Origin of the sequence: Klebsiella sp. YJ (genome assembly GCF_002108615.1) — a bacterium.
GTDB classification, from domain to species: domain Bacteria; phylum Pseudomonadota; class Gammaproteobacteria; order Enterobacterales; family Enterobacteriaceae; genus Klebsiella; species Klebsiella planticola.
Genome location: NZ_MTEG01000010.1, coordinates 57827 through 82172, shown reverse-complemented (window position 1 = coordinate 82172; position 24346 = coordinate 57827). Strand labels below are relative to the sequence as shown.

The window sequence follows — 24346 nt, the reverse complement described above, 5'->3', positions numbered from 1 at the left end:
TTCATAAGCCGAGAATGTAGTTATTTTTTAAAGAGGAATTGGCATGATTATTAGCCTTGAAGACCTTGGCCTTGCCTATCGCAAAGCGAAAGTCGATCTGTACTATTCGTCCCATGTTTCGCTAGAAGCAATTGCGGAATACGAAGAGTCCCTATACACGAATCTGACGGTTCTGCAGGGAAAAATACAAGGTGACGACGAATCATGGGTAGAAGAGAATGAGTTTACCGGTAACTGGTTTCTGGCTTCCAAATCTGTTGACATGACTTGCTGGGAACAGCAGCGCGACCCGCAAGCGAACGGTCTCATATTTTCTTCACCTGCGGAAAAGTGGACGTATGCTTGCAACTCAATGGCTGAGAAAAGCGAACAAAAAAAAATCAAAGCCGAGTTTCGAGTAATGGCTCAATGCAGCCTGGATTTTCATGTTCTCTCGACTCTTTGGATGTTGAAAGTCGGGCATCTTTTTGATGCCAAATTATCAACTTGTGCTTACGGTAACCGCCTGCGCCGTACTCTCGATGGAAAGGGCATCAATGCACTTTCAATTGGTTCTTTTCAACCTTATCTCAGACCTTTTCGTGATTGGCGTGACAATGGCATTAACGCCATGCGAAGCGCGCTAAGTGACAGCAAAAGAATCGTGGCACTCACTGCTGATGTTAGTTCTTTCTATCACGAGCTGAATCCCGGGTTTATGCTTGATCCAACCTTCGTCAAAGATATTTTGGAGTTGGAACTCACTGCAGAACAAAGCAAGCTTAATCGATTATTTATTAATGCGTTAAAAGCATGGGCAATTGAGACCCCGTTGAAGAAAGGATTACCTGTAGGTCTTCCTGCTTCAGCTGTTGTTGCCAATGTAGCTCTGATCGAGCTGGATCGCGTTATTGAGCAGCAAATCGCACCTATCTATTACGGACGGTATGTAGATGACATCATGCTGGTCATGGAAAATGGTGCAAATTTCCGTTCCATGGCAGAGCTGTGGCAATGGTTGTTCGCCCGTTCTTCCGGCAAACTGGACTGGGTGAAGGGCGAGGAAAACAAACAGATCAGTTTTCAACCAAACTATCTGCATGACAGCCAGATTCGTTTTGCAAATGCGAAGAATAAAGTGTTTATCTTGGCGGGTGACCCCGGCAAAACCTTAGTTGAAGCTATTGCTCATCAGATTTATGAACGAGCCAGCGAATGGCGTGCTATGCCTCGGTTACCTCACTCCTCCAGCAATGTCGGTACTGATTTGCTTGCTGCAACTCAAAGTAATGGCGAAGTCGCTGATAATTTGCGTAAAGCAGATGCACTGACTATGCGTAGGGCGGGATTTGCCATCAAATTACGCGACTTTGAAGCCTATGAGCGTGACCTGCAACCGGGCACATGGAAAGGCCATCGCCAGGCTTTTTTCCGGGCATTTATTGATCATGTAATGGTTCTGCCACAATTTTTTGATTTATCGGTCTACCTACCCCGAGTGATCCGACTGGCCACGGCCTGTGAAGACTTTGTCGAACTGCGCAAACTTATCTTCGCGCTCGAGAATATTTGCCATGAAGTACGAGAAAATTGCGTCCTTGTGATCAAGGCGTGTCCTGATGATAACCTCCCTTCTGAAGAAGAGATTATTGGCAAATGGAGGACTCAGCTTTTTAGTAGCGTGCTTGAAGCTATCGTTGCAGCATTTCCTCCCCGTATTTCCAAGGTAGGTAAGCAAACCTGGAATGACCATTTGAAAAATTGGCATACCCGATGTGGGTTAGACATAGAATATTTGGGTCGTGATTTTTCATTAAAGGGCTACCAAGAACAGCAGGCGAGATTATTCTCTTTCGACTTAGCACATATGCCATTCCGCTTTATTGGTCTACCAAAAGAGATGATTGCTCAACGGGGCATACCCGCTCCGAAAACAGTAGCCCACTGTGCGAAAGCATCAGAATTACTGCCTGATAATGTTGTTTTTGGTAATCAGGTAGTAGCGAAATGGTGCAAATTTAAAATCCTGCCACATGGACTGTTATTTGCTACACGGCCTTTCAGCCTGCCGGAACTATTTATCCTAAACAATGAGGCTTATACAGCCTCAGCACGGCAAGAAATGCGAGCCGTTGTTCTCGCTGTTCGTGGTTTTGTCCTCGGTAATAAAACGCCTAGTATCGATAAACAAGGCGTATTGCAAATTCCTGACGGCCAATCTGCTGGAAAATATGGGGTTGCCGTCTCTAGCTGGAAAACGTCCATGGCAAGCTGGACTGCGGCGGTCATGCGTTCAGCCGATCCGGATGCAAACCGTTACACTCGATTATGTCGCTTGCTTGACGGTGTGATAGCCCAACCACATAACAGTCGTTACTTAATTCTGCCGGAGCTCTCGCTCCCTGCGCACTGGTTTATTAGGATTGCCCGTAAGTTACAAGGTCGCGGAATTTCACTTGTCACCGGTATTGAATATTTACATGCCAATAAAGCGAGGGTGCGCAATCAGGTATGGGCTTCCTTACCTCATGATGGGTTGGGTTTTCCTTCACTAATGATTTACCGTCAGGACAAACAACGCCCAGCGCTGCATGAAGAGCAGGAATTACAACGACTAGCAGGGCTAGAAATGAAACCAGAAAAGAGATGGACAGCGCCTCCTATCATTCAACACGGTGATTTTCGTTTTTCCTTGTTGATTTGTAGTGAGCTGACCAATATTAGTTATCGCGCAGCGCTGCGTGGCAACGTTGACGCGCTGTTTGTGCCAGAGTGGAATCAGGATACTGAAACTTTCAATGCCTTGGTCGAATCTGCTGCGCTGGATATCCATGCTTACATCATACAATGCAATGACCGCCAGTATGGCGATAGCCGCATCCGAGGCCCCTTCAAAGATAGCTGGAAGCGTGATGTACTGCGAGTCAAAGGCGGTATTACAGATTATTGTGTAATTGGTGAGATTGACGTAAATGCATTGCGACAATTTCAAAGTAGTTACCGTTCGCCAGGCAAGCCCTTTAAACCTGTTCCGGATGGCTTTGAGATAGAGCATTCTCGAAAAATGTTGCCAGAAGGATAGGGAAAACGACCAAAAATATTGGCTGAGGTTATTGGGAATATAGCCACATGGCATTGCCAATACATAATTAGCAGGTGTAAGTTGAAACTGCTTGTTGAGAGCTACCGGTTCATTTGTGCATTTAATCATCGCACAGAATAATAGGTAGCTCTCATGTTTCATACTATCGATGATCTCTTCACTGAAAAAATGTAAAACAAACATGATAAACTAAAAACGTGAAGAGTGAATAGACATCTAAAATCCATTAACCCCATGATAGTTAAGCTGTTAAACTTAATAAACTATCATTAAAAATGATGTTACTTTTCTGTCGCAATCTTGGCAAAATCGAACGGACTAATCCCCTTCTCCCGATTCACATCCAAATAATCCGCCCACCACTGCACCATCAGCCTACGCTCCCCTAAGTGCTCGGCCTTATGAATATAAGCCGCACGCACAGAGCTACGTTCCTGGTGACTCATCTGCCTCTCTACTGCATCCTTCGACCATAATCCCGACTCAATCAAAGAACTGCACGCCATGGTTCTGAAACCATGCCCACAAACCTCAACTTTTGTATCGTAGCCCATAACCCGAAGCGCCTTGTTCACAGTGTTCTCACTCATCGGCTTACGCGGATCATGATCGCCAACGAAAATCAGCTCCCGGTTTCCACTCATGCTTTTGATCTGTTCCAGAATGGTCAGAGCCTGGCAGGATAAAGGAACAAGATGAGGAGTCCGCATTTTTGAACCTCGATGTGAATGCTTCACACCTTCCAATGGTTCACGTTCTCCCGGGATCGTCCACATAGCGTTTTCGAAATCGACTTCTGTCCAGCGAGCAAAACGTAACTCACTAGAGCGGATGAAAACTAACAACGTCAGCTCGACAGCTAAGCGTGTTAGTGGTCTGCCGGTATATGTATCGATACGATGAAGTAGTTCAGGAATGCGGTTGAGCTCTAATGCTGCGCGATGCTGTCGCTTAGCAGTGGCGACAGCCCCTGCGATTTCTTGTGCGGGGTTGTAGTCGATTAAGCCGCTCTGTACGGCAAATCGCATAATCGCAGTCGTGCGTTGTTGTAGACGCGCGGCAACCTCTAGACGTCCAGACATCTCTACGGCTTTGATAGGTATCAGAAGATCTCGGGTCTTCAGCTCAGTGATATTTCGTTTGCCAATCGCAGCAAACAAATTATCTTCCAGGCTTTTAAGGACACGCCCACTGTGGGACTCTGACCACTTTTGATTGCTGGCGTGCCAATCTCTGGCAACAGATTCAAAAGTGATAGCCTCTTTTGCCTGCTCTTCTTTAACTGCGCGTTTATGTACACGGGGATCAATACCGGCAGCAACTAACCTTCTCGCCTCTTCTCTTTTCTGACGAGCATCAGCTAGAGAGGTTTCAGGATAAACACCGAATGCTATCAGGTGCTGCTTTCCGCCAAAGCGAAAACGAAAGCGCCAGTACTTGGACCCATTAGGATGTACCAACAAAGACATTCCATCACCATCAGCTAGCGAGTATTCCTTTGTATCGGGTTTTGCTGTACGTACTTTGATATCTGTAAGAGCCATAACGGTTTCCTTCCATGCACCGCTGTGAGTATATAATCATTATCGAACCAGCATATATACTCGGTTCTATACTCACAAGCGACTTGATGTGGATAGACACAGTTGACATCAGTTGAATGAAATTTGGCGGAAAGCCTTGCGGATACTGGATTTCAGGCACAAAAAAAGACGTCCGTTGACGTCTATTGATGTTCCGATGGTGCCGAAGGCCGGACTCGAACCGGCACGTATTTCTACGGTTGATTTTGAATCAACTGCGTCTACCGATTTCGCCACTTCGGCACTGAAGGGATACGGAAACGTTGTGGATTATACCTGTCGATGGCCGCCATGCAAGCAGCAGCGTGTCTCCGCCGCGCTAAGTGTCGAAAAAAACAGCGCCCGGCCTGCTCAGGACCGTCTCACGTCACATTTTCCTTCTCTCCTGCCCGGCAAGTTTCCCCCCTACTCGACCGCCCCTTCCCCTTCCCCTTCCCCTTCCCCTTCCCCTTCCCTTGCCCGTCTGCCTGCCTCCTTCTGCCAAGCGTCGCCCCGCCCCATGCTCTACACTTTCTGTTTATCTACGCCAAACCAAGGAAATCGTGATGAGCACAATTAAAAGCTACGCCGCCAAAGAAGCGGGCGCCGATCTGTCGCTGTGGGAGTACGACGCAGGCGAACTCCTGCCGCAAGATGTCGAAGTGCAGGTTGAATACTGCGGCATCTGCCACTCCGACCTGTCGATGATCGACAACGAATGGGGCATGTCGAGCTATCCGCTGGTTGCCGGCCATGAGGTGATTGGCCGCGTGGCGGCGCTGGGCAGCGCGGCGCAGGATAAAGGGCTGAAGGTCGGCCAGAAGGTGGGCATCGGCTGGACGGCGCGCAGCTGCGGGCACTGCGACGCCTGCATCAGCGGCAACCAAATCAACTGCCTCGAAGGCTCGGTGCCGACCATCATCAACCGCGGCGGCTTCGCCGACAAGCTGCGCGCCGACTGGCAATGGGTGATCCCCCTGCCGGAGAGTATCGATATCGAATCCGCCGGCCCGATGCTGTGCGGCGGGATCACCGTCTTTAAACCGCTGCTGATGCACCACGTCACCGCCACCAGCCGCGTGGGCGTCATTGGTATCGGCGGCCTCGGCCATATCGCCATTAAACTGCTGCGCGCCATGGGTGCCGAAGTCACCGCCTTCAGCTCCAACCCGGCGAAAGAGCAGGAAGTGCTGGCGTTGGGCGCCGATCGGGTGGTCAACAGCCGCGATCCTGAAGCTTTAAAAGCGCTGGCTGGTCAGTTTGACCTGATCATTAACACCGTGGCGGTAGATCTCGAATGGCAGCCGTACTTCGAAGCGTTGGCCTACGGCGGCAACTTCCATACCGTCGGTGCGGTGATGAAGCCGCTGCAGGTCCCCGCCTTTACCCTGATTGGCGGCGACCGCAGCATCTCCGGTTCAGCCACCGGCAACCCGTCCGAGCTGCGCAAGCTGATGAAGTTTGCCGGACGCAGCAAAGTGGCCCCCACCACCGAGCTGTTCCCGATGTCGCAGATCAACGAAGCGCTAAAACACGTGCGCGAGGGTAAAGCCCGCTATCGCGTGGTGCTGAAAGCCGACTTCTAACCCCCCCTTCTCCGCCGGGCGGCGCGTCTGCCCGGCCTGTTCCCTCGGTCGACGTCCGCTGAAGGTTCATTAAACGGTCATCTTCCCGCCATCCCCTTGCAGTCATTCGTTCCCACAATCCGGGCTTCCATAAACGCCTGAACGAGACGTCTGCCACCATGAGAAAAACCTGGCTCCCCTGGCTGATACTGTCGCCTTCCCTGCTGTTTTTACTGCTGTTTACCTGGTTCCCGCTGGGCCGCTCGGTGTACGACAGCCTGTTCGACACCCGCATGGCCAGCGACGGCGCGCCGTTCGTCGGGCTGGATAACTTCGTCCGCCTGTTTGCCGATAACGTCTTCTGGCAGTCGCTGCTCAACAACCTGCTCTATATCCTGCTGACCGTGGTCCCCGGCGTGACGCTGGCCCTGCTGCTGGCGGTGGCGCTGAGCGAAAACCACCGTGTTAACCGCTGGCTGCGCACCGCCTTCTTCTTCCCGATGATTATCCCGATGGTCAGCGCCGCCGCGCTGTGGCTGTTTATCTTTATGCCCGGCCTCGGCCTGCTCGACCACTATCTGGCGAAGCTGTTCGGGCCGATGAACAACAACTGGCTGGGGCGCAGCAACAGCGCCCTGCTGGCGCTGGCGTTGATCGGCGTATGGAAGTTCGCCGGCTACTACATGCTGTTCTTCCTCGCCGGCTTGCAGAGCATCCCGGCCTCAACGCGCGAAGCGGCGATCATGGAAGGCGCCACCCGCAGCCAGGTGTTCTTTAAGGTCACCCTGCCGCTGCTGCGCCCGACCCTGAGCTTCGTCATCACCACCGCGCTGATCTACTCCATCACCCAGATTGACCATGTGGCGGTGATGACCCGCGGCGGGCCGGATAATGCCACCACCGTGCTGCTCTACTACATCCAGAACCTGGCGTGGGATACCCACGACCTTGGCAAAGCCTCCGCCGCCACCTTCCTGACCCTGGCCGGGCTGTTCGCCTTCTCGCTGCTTAACCTCAAACTGCTGGAGAAAGGAGCCCACTATGAGCGCTGAAGCCTCGCCGCTGGTTGTTCGTTCGCCGGTCGCCTCACCCCCGCTGTGGCTGCGCCTGCGTCGCTCGCAGCCGTTCACCCTCAGCGTACTGATGTGCTGCCTGGCCCTGCTGTGGGTCAGCCCGTTTATCTGGATGCTGGCCACCGCCTTCAGCGCCACCACCTTCGGCGAGGATATGGCCTCGCTGCTGCCGCGCCTGCCGCTGACGCTGGATAACTTCCGCGACGCCTGGGCCAGCGCCGACTGGCTAAGCCTGTACGCCAATACCCTGATCTTCACCTTCGGCACCTTCTTCGTGCAGCTGTTGACCATCACCACCGCCGGCTACGTCTTCGCCTGCCACCAGTTCCGCGGCAAGCAGACCCTGTTCCTGCTGTTCCTCGTCCAGCTGATGATCATGCCGGTGGTGATGATGGTGCCGAACATGCTGACCCTGAAAACCTTCGGCCTGCTCAACACCCTCACCGGGGTGATGATGCCCTACTTCACCTCGGCGTTCGGCGTGTTCCTGATGCGCCAGGCGTTCCTCGCCATCCCCAAAGAGCTGGAAGAAGCCGCTCTGATGGAGGGCTGCCGCTGGTGGCAGGTGCTGTTCCGCGTGCTGCTGCCGATGTCCTGGCCGTCGGTGCTGGCCTTCGCCACCGTCAGCATTACCTACCACTGGAACGAGTATCTGTGGCCGCTGATGATGCTCAACGATCCCGATAAGCAGGTGCTGACCGTGGGGCTGGTCTCCTTCGCCATGGGCGCCGAATCCGGCGGCCAGTGGGGCACCATCGGCGCCGGGACGCTGATGGTCTGCCTGCCGCTGATGCTGGCGTTCATCCTTTTCCAGAAACAGTTCCTGCGAAGCTTCGGCTTCTCCGGGATCAAATAAGGAGTTATCTATGCTGTTAGCCCAGATTTCCGATACCCATTTCCGCAGCCACGGGCAGAAGCTGTACGGCTTTATCGACGTCAACGCCGCCAACGCCGACGTGGTCTCCCAGCTCAACGCCCTGACGGAGCGCCCGGACGCGGTGGTGGTCAGCGGCGATATCGTCAACTGCGGCCGCCCGCAGGAGTACGAAGTTGCCCGGCAGATCCTCGGCAGCCTGAACTATCCGCTGTATCTGATCCCCGGCAACCACGACGATAAAGAACTGTTTCTCGAATACCTGCACCCGCTGTGCCCGCAGCTCGGCAGCGACCCGCAGAACATGCATTACGCGGTGGACGACTTCGCCACCCGCCTGCTGTTTATCGACTCCAGCCGCTCCGGCACCTCCAGCGGCTGGCTGACGGACGAAACCATTAAATGGCTGGAGGCCCAGCTGTTCGACGGCGGCGACAAGCCGGCGACGGTGTTTATGCACCACCCGCCGCTGGCGCTGGGCAACGCCCAGATGGATCCCATCGCCTGCGAAAACGGCCATCGCCTGCTGGCGCTGGTGGAGCGCTTCCCTTCCCTGACGCGCATCTTCTGCGGCCATAACCACAGCCTGACCCTGACCCAGTATCGCCAGGCGATCGTCTCCACCGTGCCGGGCACCGTCCATCAGGTGCCCTATTTCCACGAGGACCGCCGCCCGTACTATGACCTGTCACCGGCGTCGTGCCTGATGCACCGCCAGGTCGGCGAGCAGTGGGTCAGCTACCAGCACGCGCTGAGCCACCACGCCGGGCCGTGGCTGTATGACGAAAACATCAGTTGCCCAACGGAAGAGCGCTAATCCTCATGCTTAGTTTGCAAAACATCAGTAAGCGTTTTGACGGTAAACCGGCCCTCGACGCTCTCTCCCTCGATATTCACGAAGGCGAGTTTGTGGTGCTGGTCGGCCCCTCCGGCTGCGGCAAAAGCACCCTGCTGCGCCTGCTCGCCGGACTGGAGCCGGTGAGCGAGGGAGAAATCTGGCTGCACGACCAGAACATCACCGCCCTGTCGCCGCGCGAGCGCAACTTCGCGATGATCTTCCAGAACTACGCCCTGTTCCCGCACCTGTCGGTACAGGACAACATCACCTTCGGCATGAAGGTGCGCAAAGAAGATAAGGCCAGCTGGCAGCCGCGGGTCGATAAAGTGGCGCAGATGCTGCAGCTGGAAACGCTGCTGGACCGCAAGCCGGCGAAGCTCTCCGGCGGCCAGCGCCAGCGGGTGGCGATGGCCCGCGCCATCGTGCGCAACCCGCGGCTGTTCCTGATGGACGAACCGCTCTCCAACCTCGACGCGCGCCTGCGCAGCGAAGTGCGCGACAGCATTATGGATCTCCACCAGCAGCTGAAAACCAGCACCGTCTACGTCACCCACGACCAGACCGAGGCGATGTCGATGGCCGACCGCATCGTGGTGATGAATGGCGGCCACGTCCAGCAGGTCGGGCGACCGGAGTACCTCTACGCCCATCCGGCCAACCTGTTCGTCGCCGGGTTTATCGGCTCGCCGGCGATGAACCTGCTGTCGCTGCCCTGCGCCGACGGCGAGATACGGCTCGGCGACCTGCGCCATCCGCTGCCGTCGCGCTATCGCGACGAGCCCCGGGTCTGGTTCGGCATTCGTCCGGAACATATCAGCGATCGCGTGGAGGAGGGGCACCTGCGCCTCTCCGCCACCGTGCTGCAACGAGAACTGATGGGAGCCGATTATCTACTCCACGTCAGCACCCCCATCGGCACCCTGCGCTTTAGCCGCCGCCATCGCGGCGCGGTGCCGGAGAAAGGCGACACGCTGACCCTCGGCTTTTCGCCCGGGGATATTCATCTTTTTCATGCTGAGCAACAGCACAATTTACTCCAGGAGATTGACCATGCTTAAAACCCTGACAGCCGTCGGGCTTTCGCTTGCCCTCTGCGGCACGGCGCTGGCGAAAGAGAAGATCGATTTCATGTTTCCGGCGCCGGTAGACGGCAAGCTGACCATGGAGATGACCCGCGTCATCAAAGCCTTTAACGATTCGCAGCAGGATGTCGAAGTGCGCGGGATCTTCACCGGCAACTACGACACCACCAAGATCAAAGCCGAATCGGCGCAGAAGGCCGGGCAGCCGCCGGCATTGGTGATCATGTCCGCCAACTTCACCACCGACCTGGCGCTAAAGGATGAGATCCTGCCGATGGACGAGCTGTTCCGCTATGGCGATCAAAAAGCGGGGGAGTTCCTGGTCAACGAGTTCTGGCCGGCGATGCACAAGAACGCCCAGGTGATGGGCACCACTTACGCGATCCCGTTCCATAACTCGACGCCGATCCTCTACTACAACAAAACGATGTTCGAGCAGGCCGGGATCACACAGCCGCCGCAGACCTGGGCCGAACTGCTGGCAGATGCCAAAAAGCTGACCGACGAGAGCAAAGGTCAGTGGGGGATCATGCTGCCGTCGACCAACGACGACTACGGCGGCTGGATCTTCTCGGCGCTGGTACGCGCCAACGGCGGAAAATACTTTAACGAAGACTATCCGGGCGAGGTCTACTACAACGTGCCGACCACCATCGGGGCGCTGCGCTTCTGGCAGGATCTGATCTACAAAGACAAAGTGATGCCCTCCGGCGTCCTCAACTCGAAGCAGATCAGCGCCAGCTTCTTCTCCGGTAAGGTGGGGATGGCGATGCTCAGCACCGGCGCGTTGGGCTTTATGCGCGAGAACAGCAAAGATTTTGAGCTCGGAGTGGCGATGCTGCCGGCGAAAGAGCAGCGCGCGGTACCGATCGGTGGCGCCAGCCTGGTGAGCTTTAAAGGTATCAATGACGCGCAGAAGAAAGCGGCCTATCAGTTCCTGACGTATCTGGTGAGCCCGCAGGTCAACGGCGCATGGAGCCGCTTCACCGGCTACTTCTCGCCGCGCAAAGCCGCCTACGATACGCCGGAGATGAAGGCCTATCTGCAGCAGGATCCGCGCGCGGCAATTGCTCTGGAGCAACTGAAGTACGCCCATCCGTGGTACTCCACCTGGGAGACCGTCGCCGTGCGTAAAGCGATGGAGAACCAGCTGGCGGCGGTGGTTAACGACGCCAAAGTGACGCCGGAAGCGGCGGTGCAGACGGCGCAGAAAGAGGCCGACGCGCTGATGAAACCCTACGTCGACAAAACCGCCCTTGCTGAGGTGAAGTAAGCTCCCTTGTCGCTCCGGCTCCTCTCCCCGGTGGCGCTATGCTTACCGGGGCTACTGACCAGCGCCGCACCGTCGCCCGGGCAAGGGGTGTACCCCACCGCCCGGGAACGTGCTCCCCGCTGGCGCTGCGCTTACCGGGCTACTGACCAGCGCCGTACCGTCGCCCGGGTAAGGGGTTTACCCCACCGCCCGGGAACGTGCTCCCCGCTGGCGCTGCGCTTACCGGGCTACTGACCAGCGCCGTACCGTCGCCCGGGTAAGGGGTTTACCCCACCGCCCGGGAACGTGCTCCCCGAGGTGATATTGCTCGCCCTTTCCACGCCAGCCGTTTGATTTTTCAGCGTAAAAAGGGTACGTTTTCATCTTCCCCCAGCGTGAGCAGTCGTGCATTATGCCTATTATCCAGTCTGTTGAACGAGCCCTGACGATCCTCGACCTGTTTAACGAACAAGCCACGGAACTGAAGATAACCGATATCAGCAAACAGATGGGCCTCAGTAAAAGCACCCTCCATTCGCTGCTCAAAACCTTACAGCTGCACGGCTATATCGATCAGAATCCGGAAAACGACAAATACCGCCTGGGCATGAAGCTGGTCGAACGCGGCCATTTTGTCGTAGGGACGATGGATATTCGCCAGAAGGCGAAAAGCTGGCTGACGGATCTCTCGCAGCGCACCGGGCAGACCACTCACCTCGGCATTCTTGACGGCCACGAAGGCGTCTACATCGAGAAAATTGAAGGCAGGCTTGCGGCCATCGCCTACTCGCGCATCGGCCGTCGGCTCCCCATCCACGCAACGGCGATCGGTAAGGTCCTGATCGCCTGGCTGAGCGAGGCGGAGCAAAATACTCTGCTGGAAGGCTATCAGTACACGCCGTTTACCCCCGCGACGCTGACCTCCCGCGAGGCGCTGCTGGCGGCGCTGGCGCAAACCCGCGCCCAAGGCTATGCGCAGGACAGCGAAGAGAATGAGCAGGGCGTGCGCTGTGTGGCGGTACCGGTGTGGAACCATGAATCGCGGGTCATTGCCGCACTGAGTCTGTCAACGCTCACCTCTCGCGTCGATGAGGCTGAGCTCGCGCGCTATCGCGCCTTGCTGGAAGAGGCCGGGCGCCAGCTGTCGAAAGCGCTGGGCTACCCGGCCTGAGGGGTTATCCGACTATCGGCTCATAGCTGAAGTAGTCAAAGTCCGCATAGCAGCCGTCGCCGCTGATATCCTCGCAGTGCAGGCCGACAAAGGCGCCGGTAAAGAACCCGCGCCCGCCGATATAATCATCCGACAGCTTCCAGGCGGCATATTCCACCGGCACGCCGTGCCACGCCTCACCGTCAAACGAGTAGCTGTAGCGATAGACGAGATGGTCGACATCGACCCGGAGCCACACGCTCTGCGCCGCGTCCGGCACCGCAATCGGGTGTTCATGCAGCGGCCACGACGGCACGTTGTGGTCAAGCTGCAATACCTTAATGGTTCTACCTTGCCCCTCTTCATAGTCAACGAAGCAGTAGCTCCAGTTTTTGCTGTTGTAATAGCAGGTTAACCCGGCGCTCTGCTGGAAGTTCTCCGGGGCAAACTCCATCCGCGTTTCGGCGCGGAAGGCAAAGTGCTGCCAGCGCCGCGCCACGGTGGACTGGGTAAAGGTGGAGTTGAGCGAATCGTTGCCGTACAGGCGCAAGAAGCCTGGCCGCGCGCTGAGGGAACCCAGCGTATCATCAAACGGAATACGCAGGGTCTGCAGCTGCGGATTGAGCGTCGGGCCGCTGAACTCATCCCGCCAGCTCTCGTCAGCGACGACGCGGCTTTCGACCATTTTCGGCCCCGGCACGCTCAGCTGGGCGTGTTTGCCCCCTGCCACCGACGGCCAGCCGTCGTGCCAGTTGATGCGCGCAATCCCGGTTTCCCGCCCCAGCGAGCAGTAGCCGCGCCCGCCGGAGGCCAGCAGCGGCACACCGGGCAAGCGCTGCGGACGGCTGGTGAGATAGGCCATATACCATTCGCCGGTGTGCGTCTCCAGCAGCGAACCGTGGCCGCTTTTCTGCAGCGGGTTTTCCGGCAGATGCCAGCTGGTCATCAGCGTCCCGTCCGGGTGCAGTTCGTACGGCCCGTCGATATTTTTCGCTCTGAGCACCACCACCGCATGTTCATAACTGGTGCCACCTTCGGCCACCAGCAGATAGTACCAGCCCTCTTTATGGTACAGATGGGCCCCCTCGGTATAGCGCAGCGCCGTGCCGGTAAACAGGGTTTTTCTCGTCTTCGACAGGGTCTGCGTCTGCGGGAAATACTCCTGCAGGACGATCGTGCAGTGCGGGTCACTGTGGTGACGCGGCCCCCACGGGCGGTAAATATAATATTTACGCCCGTCCAGATCATGAAACAACGACGGGTCAAAGCCGCCGTTACCCATCGCGATCGGCTCACTCCACGGCCCCTCAATAGAGGGGGCGGTGACCAGATAGTTGCGACCGTTTTTCCACGGCGAGTCGACGATTTTCACATCGGTATACAGCAGCCAGAACAGCCCGTCGGCGTAGCTCAGGCACGGCGCCCAGATCCCGCCGGAGTCGGGGTTGCCTTTCATATCCAGCATCGACACGCGATCCAGCGGCGTGCTCACCAGCGACCAGTTTTTCAAATCCCGCGAGTGGTAAATCCGCACTCCCGGAAACCACTCAAAGGTGGAGGTGGCGATGTAGTAATCCTCGCCCTGGCGACACATTGACGGGTCCGGGTTAAAACCGGTCAGAATCGGGTTAGTTATCGTGTACATATTGCCTCCTGCTTAATGAGATGTCGCGGCAGCGGCGGCAGGGACGCCCTCTTCCTGCGCCGCGCGATGTTGACGTAACTGCTGGCTGATGGCCTCCACCCGGGCATCGGTCAGCTTGTAGAATGAGAGCATGGTGAACATGCCGATATAGAGCACCACCGGTACCACGCAGAACAGGATTTTGATGGTGGTTAGCACCTCAACCGGCTGCACGCTGCTGCTGGCGGAGTAGTTCACGTAGGCCAGAATCCAGCCCACCACCGCGCCGCCAATGGCCAGGCCAATCTTCAGACTGAACAGGTAGGTTGAAAAAACCAGTCCGTCGAGACGGCGGCCGCTTCGGCTTTCTTCGTAATCCACTACGTCTGAGGCCATCAGCCACTGCAGCGGCGTGGTGGTGTTGAAAACGAACAGGAAGACGATGTTAAGCGCGAAAATCAGCGCGATATAGTCAGCCGGGGTAACAAAAATCAGCAGGCTAATCAGGGAATAGACCACGATAATCCCTTTAAAGGCCTTCACCCGATCGAAGCGCCCCAGCAGGCGCGAAGAGGCCAACGAACCGAACATGGTGGCGATGCTGCCGTAGAGCAGAAACTGCATCGCCAGCTCCGGGTGGTCCATCACGTATTTCACGAAGTAGAGCGTTGCCCCTCCGCGAACCACGTTGGAGCAGGTCGCCATCATTTTGAAAGCACACATGATTCGCCACTGGGTGTTGCCGAACAGCAGCTTAAGATCTTTCACCACCGATGCGCCCGGCTGCACGTCGAAGGTATAGCGCTCTCTGGTCGTGAAGAAGCACACATACAGCAGCACGACGCCGGTCAGCCCGAGCACGCACATGGCGCCAAAGTAGCCCACCTGCTCGTTGCCTTTGCCAATGATGCTCACCAGCGGCAGCGCAATCCCGCTAATCGCCAGCGATCCCGCGGCCGCGAGGAAAAAACGCCACGACTGCAGGGCATGGCGCTCTTTCGGATCCGCCGTAATCACCCCCGGCATCGCGCAATAGGGGACGTTAACGAAGGTGTAGACCAGCGTCAGCAGAATATAGGTCACGCAGGCATAGATAATTTTGCCCTGCGCGGAAAAGTCCGGCGTGTAGAAGGTCAGCATACAGACGATGCCGAACGGAATGGCGCCCCACAGCAGGAACGGGCGGAACTGGCCGTAGCGGGTACGGGTGCGGTCTACCAGCAGCCCCATCAGCGGATCGGTGACGGCATCCAGCACGCGGGAAACCAAAAACAGCGTGCCCATAATACCGGCGGAGAGGCCAAACACATCGGTGTAGAAATAGGCCAGCAGAAACATCGTCGCCTGCCAGACGAAACCGCACGCGGTATCGCCCAGCCCGTAGCCGATTTTATCTTTCATGGTTAATTGCATATTTATCCCCAACCCCAATGAGTGGAATGGCGCAAACGTCAGGGACCTGAAAAGGGAATACATACCCGCTGCAACGTCAGGAAATCACCCATTATACGTGTGCTTAATTTTCACGTTTTCGTGTTAATAGAGTGTAAGAAGATGTGCATTTTTACGGCAATGGTCATTTTTAATTTATGAATTATGTTTTTTGGTTTTTGTGATTGCCATCGTTATAAAAAAGGGAGGACATAATATTTTTTAGTCTTAATTTTTAAATGGTTATAAAAAACAAAAAAATAACCATAATGGTATTTAATGCAGACAAAAAAGCCGTCCGCGGACTATTTCCGCAGACGACATTGCAGCAGAATTTAATTAAATACCGAGCGCTTTTTTACCGGCGTTTATAACCTCGATAATTTTATCTGTATCGTATATACAGCCTTTCCATGTCCCTCCGCTGACCGATTGCAGCGCCGCCCACAGGCGGGTATCGTCCGGTAAAAAATCATGAGCGTGCAAATCGGGATGCGGCGTTCTTGCCGCCAACTCTGCCGCCCCCTCTTCCGGCGTCAGCCGCTGGTGCGCCGTACCGAGAAAATTGACGTGACCGGTGAGCGCCAGCCTGTCGACGACGATCTCAATCACATCGTCATCGCGCAGCTTGCCGATGGGCCCGCCCGCCAGTGCTTCCGGGGCGACGTGGCCGAAGCAGGCGCCGGTCGACACGCCGGAGAAACGGGCATCGGTGATCAGCGACACCGTCTTCCCCCACGAGACATGTTTCAGCGCCGAGGTGAGCTGATAGGTCTCTTCCATGCCGGTCCCGGACGGCCCGCCGCCGATCACCACCATAATATCGCCCTGCTCGATCTCGCCGTTTTTGATCGCCTTGATCGCCCGGGCTTCCGAAACAAATACCCGCGCCCGTCCGGTGTGGCGATACACGCCGTCGTCATCCACCACCGACGGATCGATCGCCGTGGCTTTGATCACCGAACCTTCCGGCGCAATATTTCCTACCGGGAAGGCCACCGTGGAGGTGAGTCCTTTGGCTTTCGCCCGAGCCGGCGGGAGAATCACATCATCCGGATCGACGCCGTCCTGTTCGCGCAGACACTGACGGAATTTCTCACGCCGCTCGGAAGTCTGCCACCAGTCGAGGTTTTCTCCCACCGTCTGGCCGGTGACCGTCATCGCGTCCAGATGCAGCAGACCAAGATCGCGCAAGTGCAGCATCACTTCCGGCACTCCGCCGGCGAGGAAAGCCCGCACCGTCGGGTGGTAGTCCGGCCCGTTCGGCAACACGCTGACCAGACGCGGGACGCTGCGGTTGATCCGCGTCCAGTGTGCAACATCAGGAATGGTGCACCCCGCCGCATGGGCGATGGCGGGAATGTGCAGCAGAAGGTTGGTCGAGCCGCCGAACGCCGCGTGGATAACCATCGCGTTTTCGATCGCCTTATCGGTCAGAATATCGCGCGTGGTAATGCCGCGATTATCCAGCTCACTCACCGCCCGCGCCGACTGGCGAGAGATTTCCAGCCATACGTCCTGCCCCGACGGTGCCAGCGCCGAGTGCGGCAGCGCCAGGCCGAGCGCTTCCGCAACGACCTGCGAGGTCCCCGCCGTGCCCAGGAACTGGCAGCCGCCCCCCGGCGAAGCGCAGGCGCGACAGCCCAGTTCAGCGGCCTCCTGCAGCGACAGCTCGTGGTTGGCGTAGCGTGCGCCGATGGTCTGGACTTTACCGGCATCTTCGCCAAAGGTCGGCGGCAGCGTCGCCCCGCCGGGCACCAGAATCGTCGGCAGGTCATGCATTGCCGCCAGGGCGATCATGGTCGCCGGCAGGCCTTTGTCACAGGTCGCCACGCCGATCACCGCCCGACGCGTCGGCAGCGAGCGGATCAGACGACGAAACACGATCGCCGCATCGTTGCGGTACGGCAGGGAGTCGAACATGCCGTACGTACCCTGAGAGCGCCCGTCGCACGGGTCACTGACGAAGGCGGCGAAAGGAATCCCGCCGTTGCGGGTAATCTCCCTGGCCGCCGCCTGCATCTGCAGGCCAATTTCCCAGTGGCCGGTGTGGTAACCCAGCGCCACCGGGCGGCCGTCGCCGGCGCGAATCCCACCCTGAGTGCCGATAATCAGCACCTCTTTGCCGGTGAGTTTGTTCGCGTCCCAGCCCATGCCGGCGTTTTGCGTCATCCCGAACAGATTGCCGCTCGGCGACTCCATCAGCATTTGCGGCGTCAGCGGCAGCGCCCCCTGCGGGCCAGCGGCATGGGTGATGACCGCATAAAACGCATCATTCTGGGGAGTGAAAATCGTCTCTATTGCCATCTTAATTTTCCGGTTCAGCAGAGTCTGAGCTGTTGTAGCAGCGTTTTGAGCTGCCGCTTTTTCGCCTCGTCCAGCGGAGAGGACGGGGGCAGCACATGCGTGGAGATCGGCCGCCTGCACAGTACGATCGCCTCTTTAATCACATTCACAAACGGCGTATCCAGCTGGTACAGCTGCGGGATTTTCAGCAGCGTCTGATGGTAGCGCGCGGCCTCCGCCAGGTTGCCGTCGCGGAAGGCCTGCAGCAGCTTCACCGAGATCTGCGGGGCAAAGTTACCGCTGGCCGAGATGGCCCCGTCGCCACCCAGCAGCAGGGTGTTAAACAGGTGGTCATCATAACCGCACAGCACAGAGAAGTGCGGGTGTGCCGATTTCACCGTCTCAATCATGCTGCGCAGATGAGCCACCGAGTCGATGGTGTCTTTGATGCCGACAATATTGCTGCGCGAGTCGGCGAGAGTTTTGACCAACGCGGGCGTCAGATCCTGACCGCTCAAGGCCGGGAAGTTATACAGCAGCACCGGCAGCGTGACGCTATCGGCTACCTGCTGGAAGTAGCGAATCAGGTTGGGCTCAGAGACTTTCCAGTAATAGGGGTTAATTACCACAATACCGTCGGCGCCGGCCTGCTGCGCGTGCTGGCCGAGTTCGATGGTCTCCCGGGCGTTGGTGCCGCCGGTACCAATCAGCACCGGCACCCGGCGGTCGACGTGGGCGATGGCGAAGGCGGCAATGGCTTTGCGCTCATCGGCATTAAGCTGCGAAAACTCCCCGCCGCTGCCGAGGAAGAACAGGCCGTCGACGCCCGCGGCGATCATGTCGTCGATCAGCGCGGCGGTACCCGGTTTATCGAACTGGCCATCGGCGGTAAAAATGGTGGAGACAGGCGGAATAATCCCCGAGAACTGCACGGTTTGCGGCATGAGATCTCCTTGCTGAATCAGTTTGTTCTACATTATAGAACAGTGTTCGTTTATTTAACGACCATACTATGCCGCCAGCAAAGAGAAGGTAAATGGGGTGACGGACGTAAGTGCACGTTTTTCAGACTGGATCACAAAATGCTGCAACGCCCGATGCGTGCGACAAACCGGCCTCTCTTGCCCGGGCTACGCACCGACACCAACCGTAGCCCCGGTAAGCGTCGCGCCAGCCGGGAGTGTTCCTGGATGACAGAAGATGAACTGTTCGCTGCGCGGCCCGTTCGGGAGGAGCAGCGCTGTACGAGGGGGATTATCGGGGCGTTAACCTGCCATGGACGGGTTTGTGGTGCGGCACGTAAAGCGCAAAAAAACAGGCCACAGCGCTGTGTGGCCTGAAAGTGGATCAACGATTAGATTCCTGCCGTTTCACGAATATATTTACGCGCTTTGAGGGCGTATTCGAAGGGGTTAGCCAGCGCCGGATCCTGTTCGGCTTCAACCACCATCCAGCCTTTGTAGCCATGGTCGTCCAGCAGTTTGAACACCGGACGGAAGTCGATCACGCCATCGCCAGGCACGGTGAAGGTGCCTTTCTTCACGCCATCAAGGAATGACAGCCCTTCGCGACGAACCTGCTCAATCACCGGCGGACGGACATCTTTCAGGTGCACGTGGTTGATACGCGGCAGGTATTTCTTGAGGATCGCCAGCATCGGCGCTTCGCCCCCTTCGGAATACCAGGCGTGTCCGGTGTCGTACAGCAGAAAGACTTTGTCATCGACCAGCGACATAAATTTGTCGATCTCTTCGCTGGTCTGAATACCGGTCCCCATATGGTGGTGCAGGCACACCTGCATGCCCTTCTCAGCGGCCAGGCGCCCCAGCGTGTTGTAGCCTTCGGCGACGCGCTGCCACTCCTCCTCGCTGAAGCAGGGTTTTGCCTCGCCGAGAATCGGTTTTTCCAGCCCCTGAATGCTGCCGCTTTGCTCGGAGCAGCCAATCACTCTCGCCCCCATCGCGTGCAGGAAATTCATGTGATTCACAAACTCGTCAATGGTCTTTTCCCGCTGCCCGTTGGCAAAAAAGGTGCTGAACCAGGCATTGCAGATCTGAATGCCGCGAATATCCAGCATCGGCTTCAGCACCGCCGGATCGCGCGGGTATTTGCTGCCCACTTCGCTGCCGCTAAACCCCGCCAGCGCCATTTCGCTGACAATCTGCTGAAAGGTATTTTCGCTGCCCAGTTCAGGCATATCATCGTTGGTCCAGCCAATAGGGGCGATCGCCAGTTTTACATTATCTTTGTTCATAAAAATGCTCCTGTTGCCGCGCTTTAGCGACGCAGCAATTCACGTTCGATGAGTTCACGGGTTTCCACTGCCTGGTATTTCATTTTTTCCGGGTAGCCAAATAGCGAGGCGGCCACAATCGGCGCGCCGCCGACCTTGAAGGTCTGCTCGGCAAATTTCATTTCGCGCAGGGTGCGGAACAGCGCGTCGAAATCCACATCCCCCTCGCCAACGCCCACATGCTGGTGGACCGCGGCATCCACGCCCGGCGGATTAACGATATAGCGGCAGTGCTTGGTATGGTTGCGGGTATCGGCGATCAGCACATGGGAGAGATCGCTTCCCGCATAGCGCAGCATTTTCTCGACCTCACCTTTCCCTTTGTCATAAAAGAAAGTGTGCGGAACGCTGTATACGTACTTCACATTCTCGCTACGGAACGACTTCACGATATCGACGGTTTCGTTGTTCTCTTCGCAGAAGTCCCACGGATGCGCCTGAATCTCCACGCGAATACCTTCGCGCTCGAAAATGGGCAGCAGCTCATCCATCGAGCGATAGAACATCTCTTCGCAGATTTCCGGCTGATTCGGATCGCCGGAAAACTCGGTGTTGATCACCTGCACACCCATTTCTACCGCCACTTCGATCAGCCGTTTCCAGTTTTTTACCGCCGCCTGACGGCGCAGTTCATCCGGGCCGGACCAGCGGTAAACGCAGATAAACGAGGAGATCTCCACGCCGGTCTCACGCAGCGCCTGTTTGTACTCGGCAATCACTTCCCGACCGGCGCGCGGATGTTTGTAGAACGGGTTAATCTGCGGATGGGGCGATTGCTCAATGTACTTGTAACCCCATTCCGCAACCTGGTGGACCATCCGGGTAATCCCGAGATCGCGAATCACATCAACGTCGAAAGCAATTTTCATCGTCGTTACCTGTTCAAAGAAGTTCCGTAAGCGAGAGGCGGATTAGCGTTTGTAGAATGCCGGGCACTCAGGCAGCGTCACCTCAACCGGCTCGCTGGTTCCCTGGGCTTTAATACAGGCGTCAGCAGCCACGGATGCCGCATAGCCGTCCCATGCCGATGGGCCCTGCAGCTGACCTGCCTGAACATCATTGATGAAGGCCTGCAGCTCCACGTCGTAGGCTTTGATAAAGCGATCCTTCCAGTCGGTCAGGATGGCGGTCGACAGGTTAGCGGCTTTGCGCATCTGCACTGCTGACGGCTCAGGCAGGCGGGCAATACCGGTTTCGCCCACCACTTCGCACTGAATGTCGTAGCCGTACTGGCAGTTGACGAAGACTTCCACGTCGATCAACGTACCTTTTTTGGTTTCAAACGACACGATCTGTGGGTCTTTCAGACGCGCGTGGGTATGGGAAGTAGAGCGCGGGAAGCGCACCTGTACCGAACAGTAGTCATCGTTGAGCAGCCAGCGCAGCACGTCCAGCTCGTGGATCAAGGTGTTGGTGATCGCCATGTCGGTGGTGTAGTTCTCACCAACCGACTGGTTACGGTGGGCGCAGCGCAGCATCAGCGGCGCGCCGATATCACCATCATCAATGACTTTTTTCAGCGCCAGGTAGCCTTCATCGTAAGGGCGCATAAAGCCCACCTGCACCAGGCGGCGGCCCGCTTTCATTTCCGCATCGACAATGCGGCGGCAGCCTTCCGCGCTCATCGCCAGCGGCTTCTCGCAGAACACCGGTTTGCCGGCGGCGATCGCCGCGAGAGTATACTCTTCGTGCGTCGGATCCCACGAGGTGACAAGGATAGCGTCGACATCGCTGGACTGGATAACATCATGGCCGTCGGTGTAGATTTCCGCCTGCACGCCCGGCAGCGCTACCGCCGCACGTGCGCTCTCCGCATTGATATCCGACACCGCCACCACGGTGGCTCCCTGTAAGACCTGGGTACAACGACGGATATGTTCTTTCCCGATGGCGCCAGCGCCGATGACACCTAATTTGAGTGACATAGTGGTTTTCTCCGTGATTCTGTAGGGTTCAAGGTGAGCGTTCTGTTTTAGTAATCCCGCGCTTCGGCGCGTTTTTCATTAATCATTTCAGCAACTTTGCGAATACGCTCTGACAAGGCCGTTTGGGCGACGCCGACGTTCCACCAGCTGCCGTAGGAATGCACCATGGTCTTCGGCAGCACTTTAATATCAATCAGCGTGCTGATCGTCTCGCGACGCGCGGCATCCAGCGCCTGACGCAGTTCATTCAGGGTGGTGACGCGCCAGGTTTTGCAACCGTAGCCCGCCGCAATAGTGGCGAAATCGACCGGCACCAGGCCGCCCTGCAGCTGCCCGTTCTCCGCTGAGCGATAGCGAAACTCGGTGCCGAAGCTGCCCATACCGTGGCCAATCTGCAGGTTGTTGATGCAGCCGTTGGCCATATTGTCGAGCAGTACCACGTTGATCTTCGCCCGCTCCTGCAACGAGGTCACCAGCTCAGAGTGCAGCATCATGAAAGAGCCGTCTCCGACCAGGGAATAGACTTCGGTTTGCGGCTGCGCCAGCTTCACCCCCAGCGCGGCATTCACTTCATAGCCCATGCAGGAGTAGCCATACTCTACGTGATAGGTGTTGGGGGCCCGGTTGCGCCAGACGCGCTGCAGATCCCCGGGCAAACTGCCCGCTGCCGCCACAATTACCGCATCCGCCGCAAGCGTTTCATTGAGTACCCCCAGCACGCTGCTCTGGGTCAGCGTGGAGTCGGTGATCTGACGAAATTCCCGATATACCGACTCGCGATCGAGAGCATCATCGACTTCCGGGACAAAAGCCTCTTCCTGCCAGACGGCCTGATAGACGCGCTGGGTCTCTTTCAGCTGGCGGCTCTGGACGCTGTCAATCTGTGCGCCCCAGTTCGCCTGCCAGCCTTCTCCTGTCAGCGCGCTATCCAGTGAGGTCAGGGCTTCGCGGGCATCAGCCAGCAGCGGAATGCCGTCAAGTTTCCAGGCATCGAAGTTGCTGACGTTGACATTCAGAAAGCGCACGCCGGGGTGCTGGAACAACCATTTTGATGAGGTGGTGAAATCGCTAAAGCGGGTGCCGATACCGATAACCAAATCGGCTTCTTTCGCCAGCAGGTTGGCGGCCAGGCAGCCGGTTTCGCCGACGCCGCCGACGTTCAGCGGATGGGAGGAGACCACCGTCCCTTTCCCGGCCTGAGTTTCTGCGAACGGAATGCCGTAGCGTTCCGCGAAGCGGGACAGGGCTTCCCCGGCACCGGCATATTTCACCCCGCCGCCGCAAATAATCAGCGGTTTACGGCTGGCCTTAATGGCCGCCACCGCATCCGCCAGCTGGGCGGCGCTGGCCGGACGGCGATCGAGACGATGCACGCGGCGAACAAAGAACGACTCCGGGTAATCCCAGGCTTCACCCTGCACATCCTGCGGCAGACAGAGAGTGACGGCGCCGGTTTCCGCCGGATCGGTCAGGACGCGCATCGCGTTAATGCAGGCGCTCATCAGCTGTTCCGGGCGCGTAATGCGATCCCAGTATTTGCTGACGGCCCGGAAGGCGTCGTTGGTGCTGATGCTGAGGTCATAACTTTGCTCAACCTGCTGCAGCACCGGATCCGGCTGACGGCTAGCAAACACATCGCCGGGCAGCAGCAGCAGAGGAATGCGGTTGGCGGTGGCCGTCGCGGCGGCGGTAATCATATTGGCCGCCCCCGGTCCGACGGAAGAAGTGCAGGCAATGATCTGGCGGCGCAGAGACTGGCGGGCGAAACCGGTGGCGGCGTGCGCCATACCTTGTTCGTTACGCCCCTGGAAGACCCGCATTTCGCCGCTGTCTTGTTCCAGCGCCTGGCCCAGCCCCAGCACGTTGCCGTGGCCAAAGATGGCGAAAATACCTTTTACGAATTTATGCTCTTCGCCATCCACGTCGAGAAACTGGTTATCAAGGAACTTCACCAGCGCCTGTGCCATTGTCAGTCTCAGTTTGCCCATCTTGCACAATCCTTATTGTTCAGTATTTGTGTGTGGGTTAGCGCGTTTTCCCCGTACTACACGCTTGTCACAGCCGCGGGAAATCGTTAACGTCCACTGGAATACTTTTGGATTATAGGCAAACATTTTTTTCATTAAATAGAAATACAGAAAAAATATTTCATTTTGCGAGAGGGATCAAACTCTCTCTCTGTTTCACCCGTTTCACCCACGCCGGCCACACCGCCTTCGGCCGCTCAAGGCGCGCCGCCGCTTAAATATCCCTTTAAAAATCATGCATAAAGCACTCTCTTACCGAACCATGCCGCAGCAGGCGTCATC

The 24346-nt window shown here is 57.1% G+C and carries 18 protein-coding genes and 1 tRNA gene; 9 read left to right on the top strand and 10 right to left on the bottom strand.

All coding sequences use genetic code 11. From position 1 onward, the window contains the following. Positions 1-43 precede the first annotated feature (43 nt). A complete protein-coding gene (locus BV390_RS12400; protein WP_085396980.1) occupies positions 44-3061 on the top strand; it encodes a reverse transcriptase domain-containing protein in 3018 nt (1005 codons plus the stop codon). A gap of 302 nt (positions 3062-3363) precedes the next feature. Here the strand turns inward: BV390_RS12400 and BV390_RS12395 are convergent, their stop codons facing one another. Both BV390_RS12395 and BV390_RS12390 read right to left on the bottom strand, forming a co-directional pair. Beyond that, the gene (locus BV390_RS12395) at positions 3364-4626 is read right to left on the bottom strand and encodes a tyrosine-type recombinase/integrase (RefSeq protein ID WP_085396979.1); all 1263 of its coding nucleotides are present in this window, start codon (positions 4624-4626) and stop codon (positions 3364-3366) included. A gap of 197 nt (positions 4627-4823) precedes the next feature. Further along, a tRNA-Leu gene (locus BV390_RS12390) sits at positions 4824-4908 on the bottom strand. A gap of 302 nt (positions 4909-5210) precedes the next feature. Here BV390_RS12390 and ahr point away from each other — a divergent pair. The 8 genes from ahr to BV390_RS12350 all read left to right on the top strand — a co-directional run bounded on the left by ahr (position 5211) and on the right by BV390_RS12350 (position 12499). After that, positions 5211-6230, top strand: coding sequence for an NADPH-dependent aldehyde reductase Ahr (ahr, locus tag BV390_RS12385; RefSeq protein WP_085396978.1), 1020 nt, complete (start codon positions 5211-5213; stop codon positions 6228-6230). 158 nt (positions 6231-6388) lie between these two features. Then, positions 6389-7261, top strand: a complete 873-nt coding sequence (locus tag BV390_RS12375) for a carbohydrate ABC transporter permease (protein ID WP_032689738.1) — start codon at positions 6389-6391, stop codon at positions 7259-7261. Continuing rightward, on the top strand, positions 7251-8138 hold the full coding sequence (locus BV390_RS12370; RefSeq protein ID WP_032698286.1) for a carbohydrate ABC transporter permease: 888 nt from the start codon (positions 7251-7253) through the stop codon (positions 8136-8138). The genes BV390_RS12375 and BV390_RS12370 overlap by 11 nt, the downstream gene beginning before the upstream one ends. Before the next feature lie 10 nt (positions 8139-8148). Beyond that, positions 8149-8973 carry a phosphodiesterase gene (locus tag BV390_RS12365; protein WP_085396976.1) on the top strand — a complete coding sequence of 275 codons (825 nt, stop codon included), beginning with the start codon at positions 8149-8151 and terminating at the stop codon, positions 8971-8973. A gap of 5 nt (positions 8974-8978) precedes the next feature. Further along, a complete protein-coding gene (locus BV390_RS12360) occupies positions 8979-10052 on the top strand; it encodes an ABC transporter ATP-binding protein (RefSeq protein WP_032698289.1) in 1074 nt (357 codons plus the stop codon). Then, positions 10045-11349 (top strand): ABC transporter substrate-binding protein, encoded by a 1305-nt coding sequence (locus BV390_RS12355; RefSeq protein WP_085396975.1) that lies wholly within the window; start codon positions 10045-10047, stop codon positions 11347-11349. The genes BV390_RS12360 and BV390_RS12355 overlap by 8 nt, the downstream gene beginning before the upstream one ends. Before the next feature lie 6 nt (positions 11350-11355). Next, positions 11356-11583: a hypothetical protein gene (locus tag BV390_RS30655; protein WP_139155986.1), complete on the top strand. Its 228-nt coding sequence runs from the start codon at positions 11356-11358 to the stop codon at positions 11581-11583. Positions 11584-11740: 157 nt separating this feature from the next. Beyond that, complete coding sequence (locus BV390_RS12350; RefSeq protein ID WP_004857393.1) at positions 11741-12499, top strand: IclR family transcriptional regulator; 759 nt, start codon at positions 11741-11743, stop codon at positions 12497-12499. 4 nt (positions 12500-12503) lie between these two features. On the opposite strand, the gene BV390_RS12345 is transcribed toward BV390_RS12350, so the two are convergent. The 8 genes from BV390_RS12345 to iolD form a co-directional block, all read right to left on the bottom strand. Then, complete coding sequence (locus tag BV390_RS12345; protein WP_085396974.1) at positions 12504-14123, bottom strand: glycoside hydrolase family 43 protein; 1620 nt, start codon at positions 14121-14123, stop codon at positions 12504-12506. Between the two features lie 12 nt (positions 14124-14135). After that, complete coding sequence (locus BV390_RS12340) at positions 14136-15515, bottom strand: glycoside-pentoside-hexuronide (GPH):cation symporter (protein WP_085396973.1); 1380 nt, start codon at positions 15513-15515, stop codon at positions 14136-14138. 357 nt (positions 15516-15872) lie between these two features. Further along, the gene (locus tag BV390_RS12335; RefSeq protein WP_032698296.1) at positions 15873-17840 is read right to left on the bottom strand and encodes a YjhG/YagF family D-xylonate dehydratase; all 1968 of its coding nucleotides are present in this window, start codon (positions 17838-17840) and stop codon (positions 15873-15875) included. Between the two features lie 14 nt (positions 17841-17854). Beyond that, positions 17855-18763, bottom strand: a complete 909-nt coding sequence (locus tag BV390_RS12330; protein WP_085396972.1) for a dihydrodipicolinate synthase family protein — start codon at positions 18761-18763, stop codon at positions 17855-17857. Between the two features lie 410 nt (positions 18764-19173). Continuing rightward, complete coding sequence (gene iolE / locus BV390_RS12325) at positions 19174-20073, bottom strand: myo-inosose-2 dehydratase (protein WP_032689750.1); 900 nt, start codon at positions 20071-20073, stop codon at positions 19174-19176. A 23-nt stretch (positions 20074-20096) separates the two neighbouring features. Beyond that, the gene (locus tag BV390_RS12320; RefSeq protein ID WP_032689751.1) at positions 20097-20981 is read right to left on the bottom strand and encodes a sugar phosphate isomerase/epimerase family protein; all 885 of its coding nucleotides are present in this window, start codon (positions 20979-20981) and stop codon (positions 20097-20099) included. Between the two features lie 42 nt (positions 20982-21023). Continuing rightward, entirely contained in the window at positions 21024-22037 is a 1014-nt protein-coding gene (iolG, locus tag BV390_RS12315; protein WP_032697187.1) for a bifunctional inositol 2-dehydrogenase/D-chiro-inositol 1-dehydrogenase, read from the bottom strand. 47 nt (positions 22038-22084) lie between these two features. Beyond that, positions 22085-24025 carry a 3D-(3,5/4)-trihydroxycyclohexane-1,2-dione acylhydrolase (decyclizing) gene (gene iolD / locus BV390_RS12310; protein WP_085396971.1) on the bottom strand — a complete coding sequence of 647 codons (1941 nt, stop codon included), beginning with the start codon at positions 24023-24025 and terminating at the stop codon, positions 22085-22087. Positions 24026-24346: the final 321 nt, after the last annotated feature.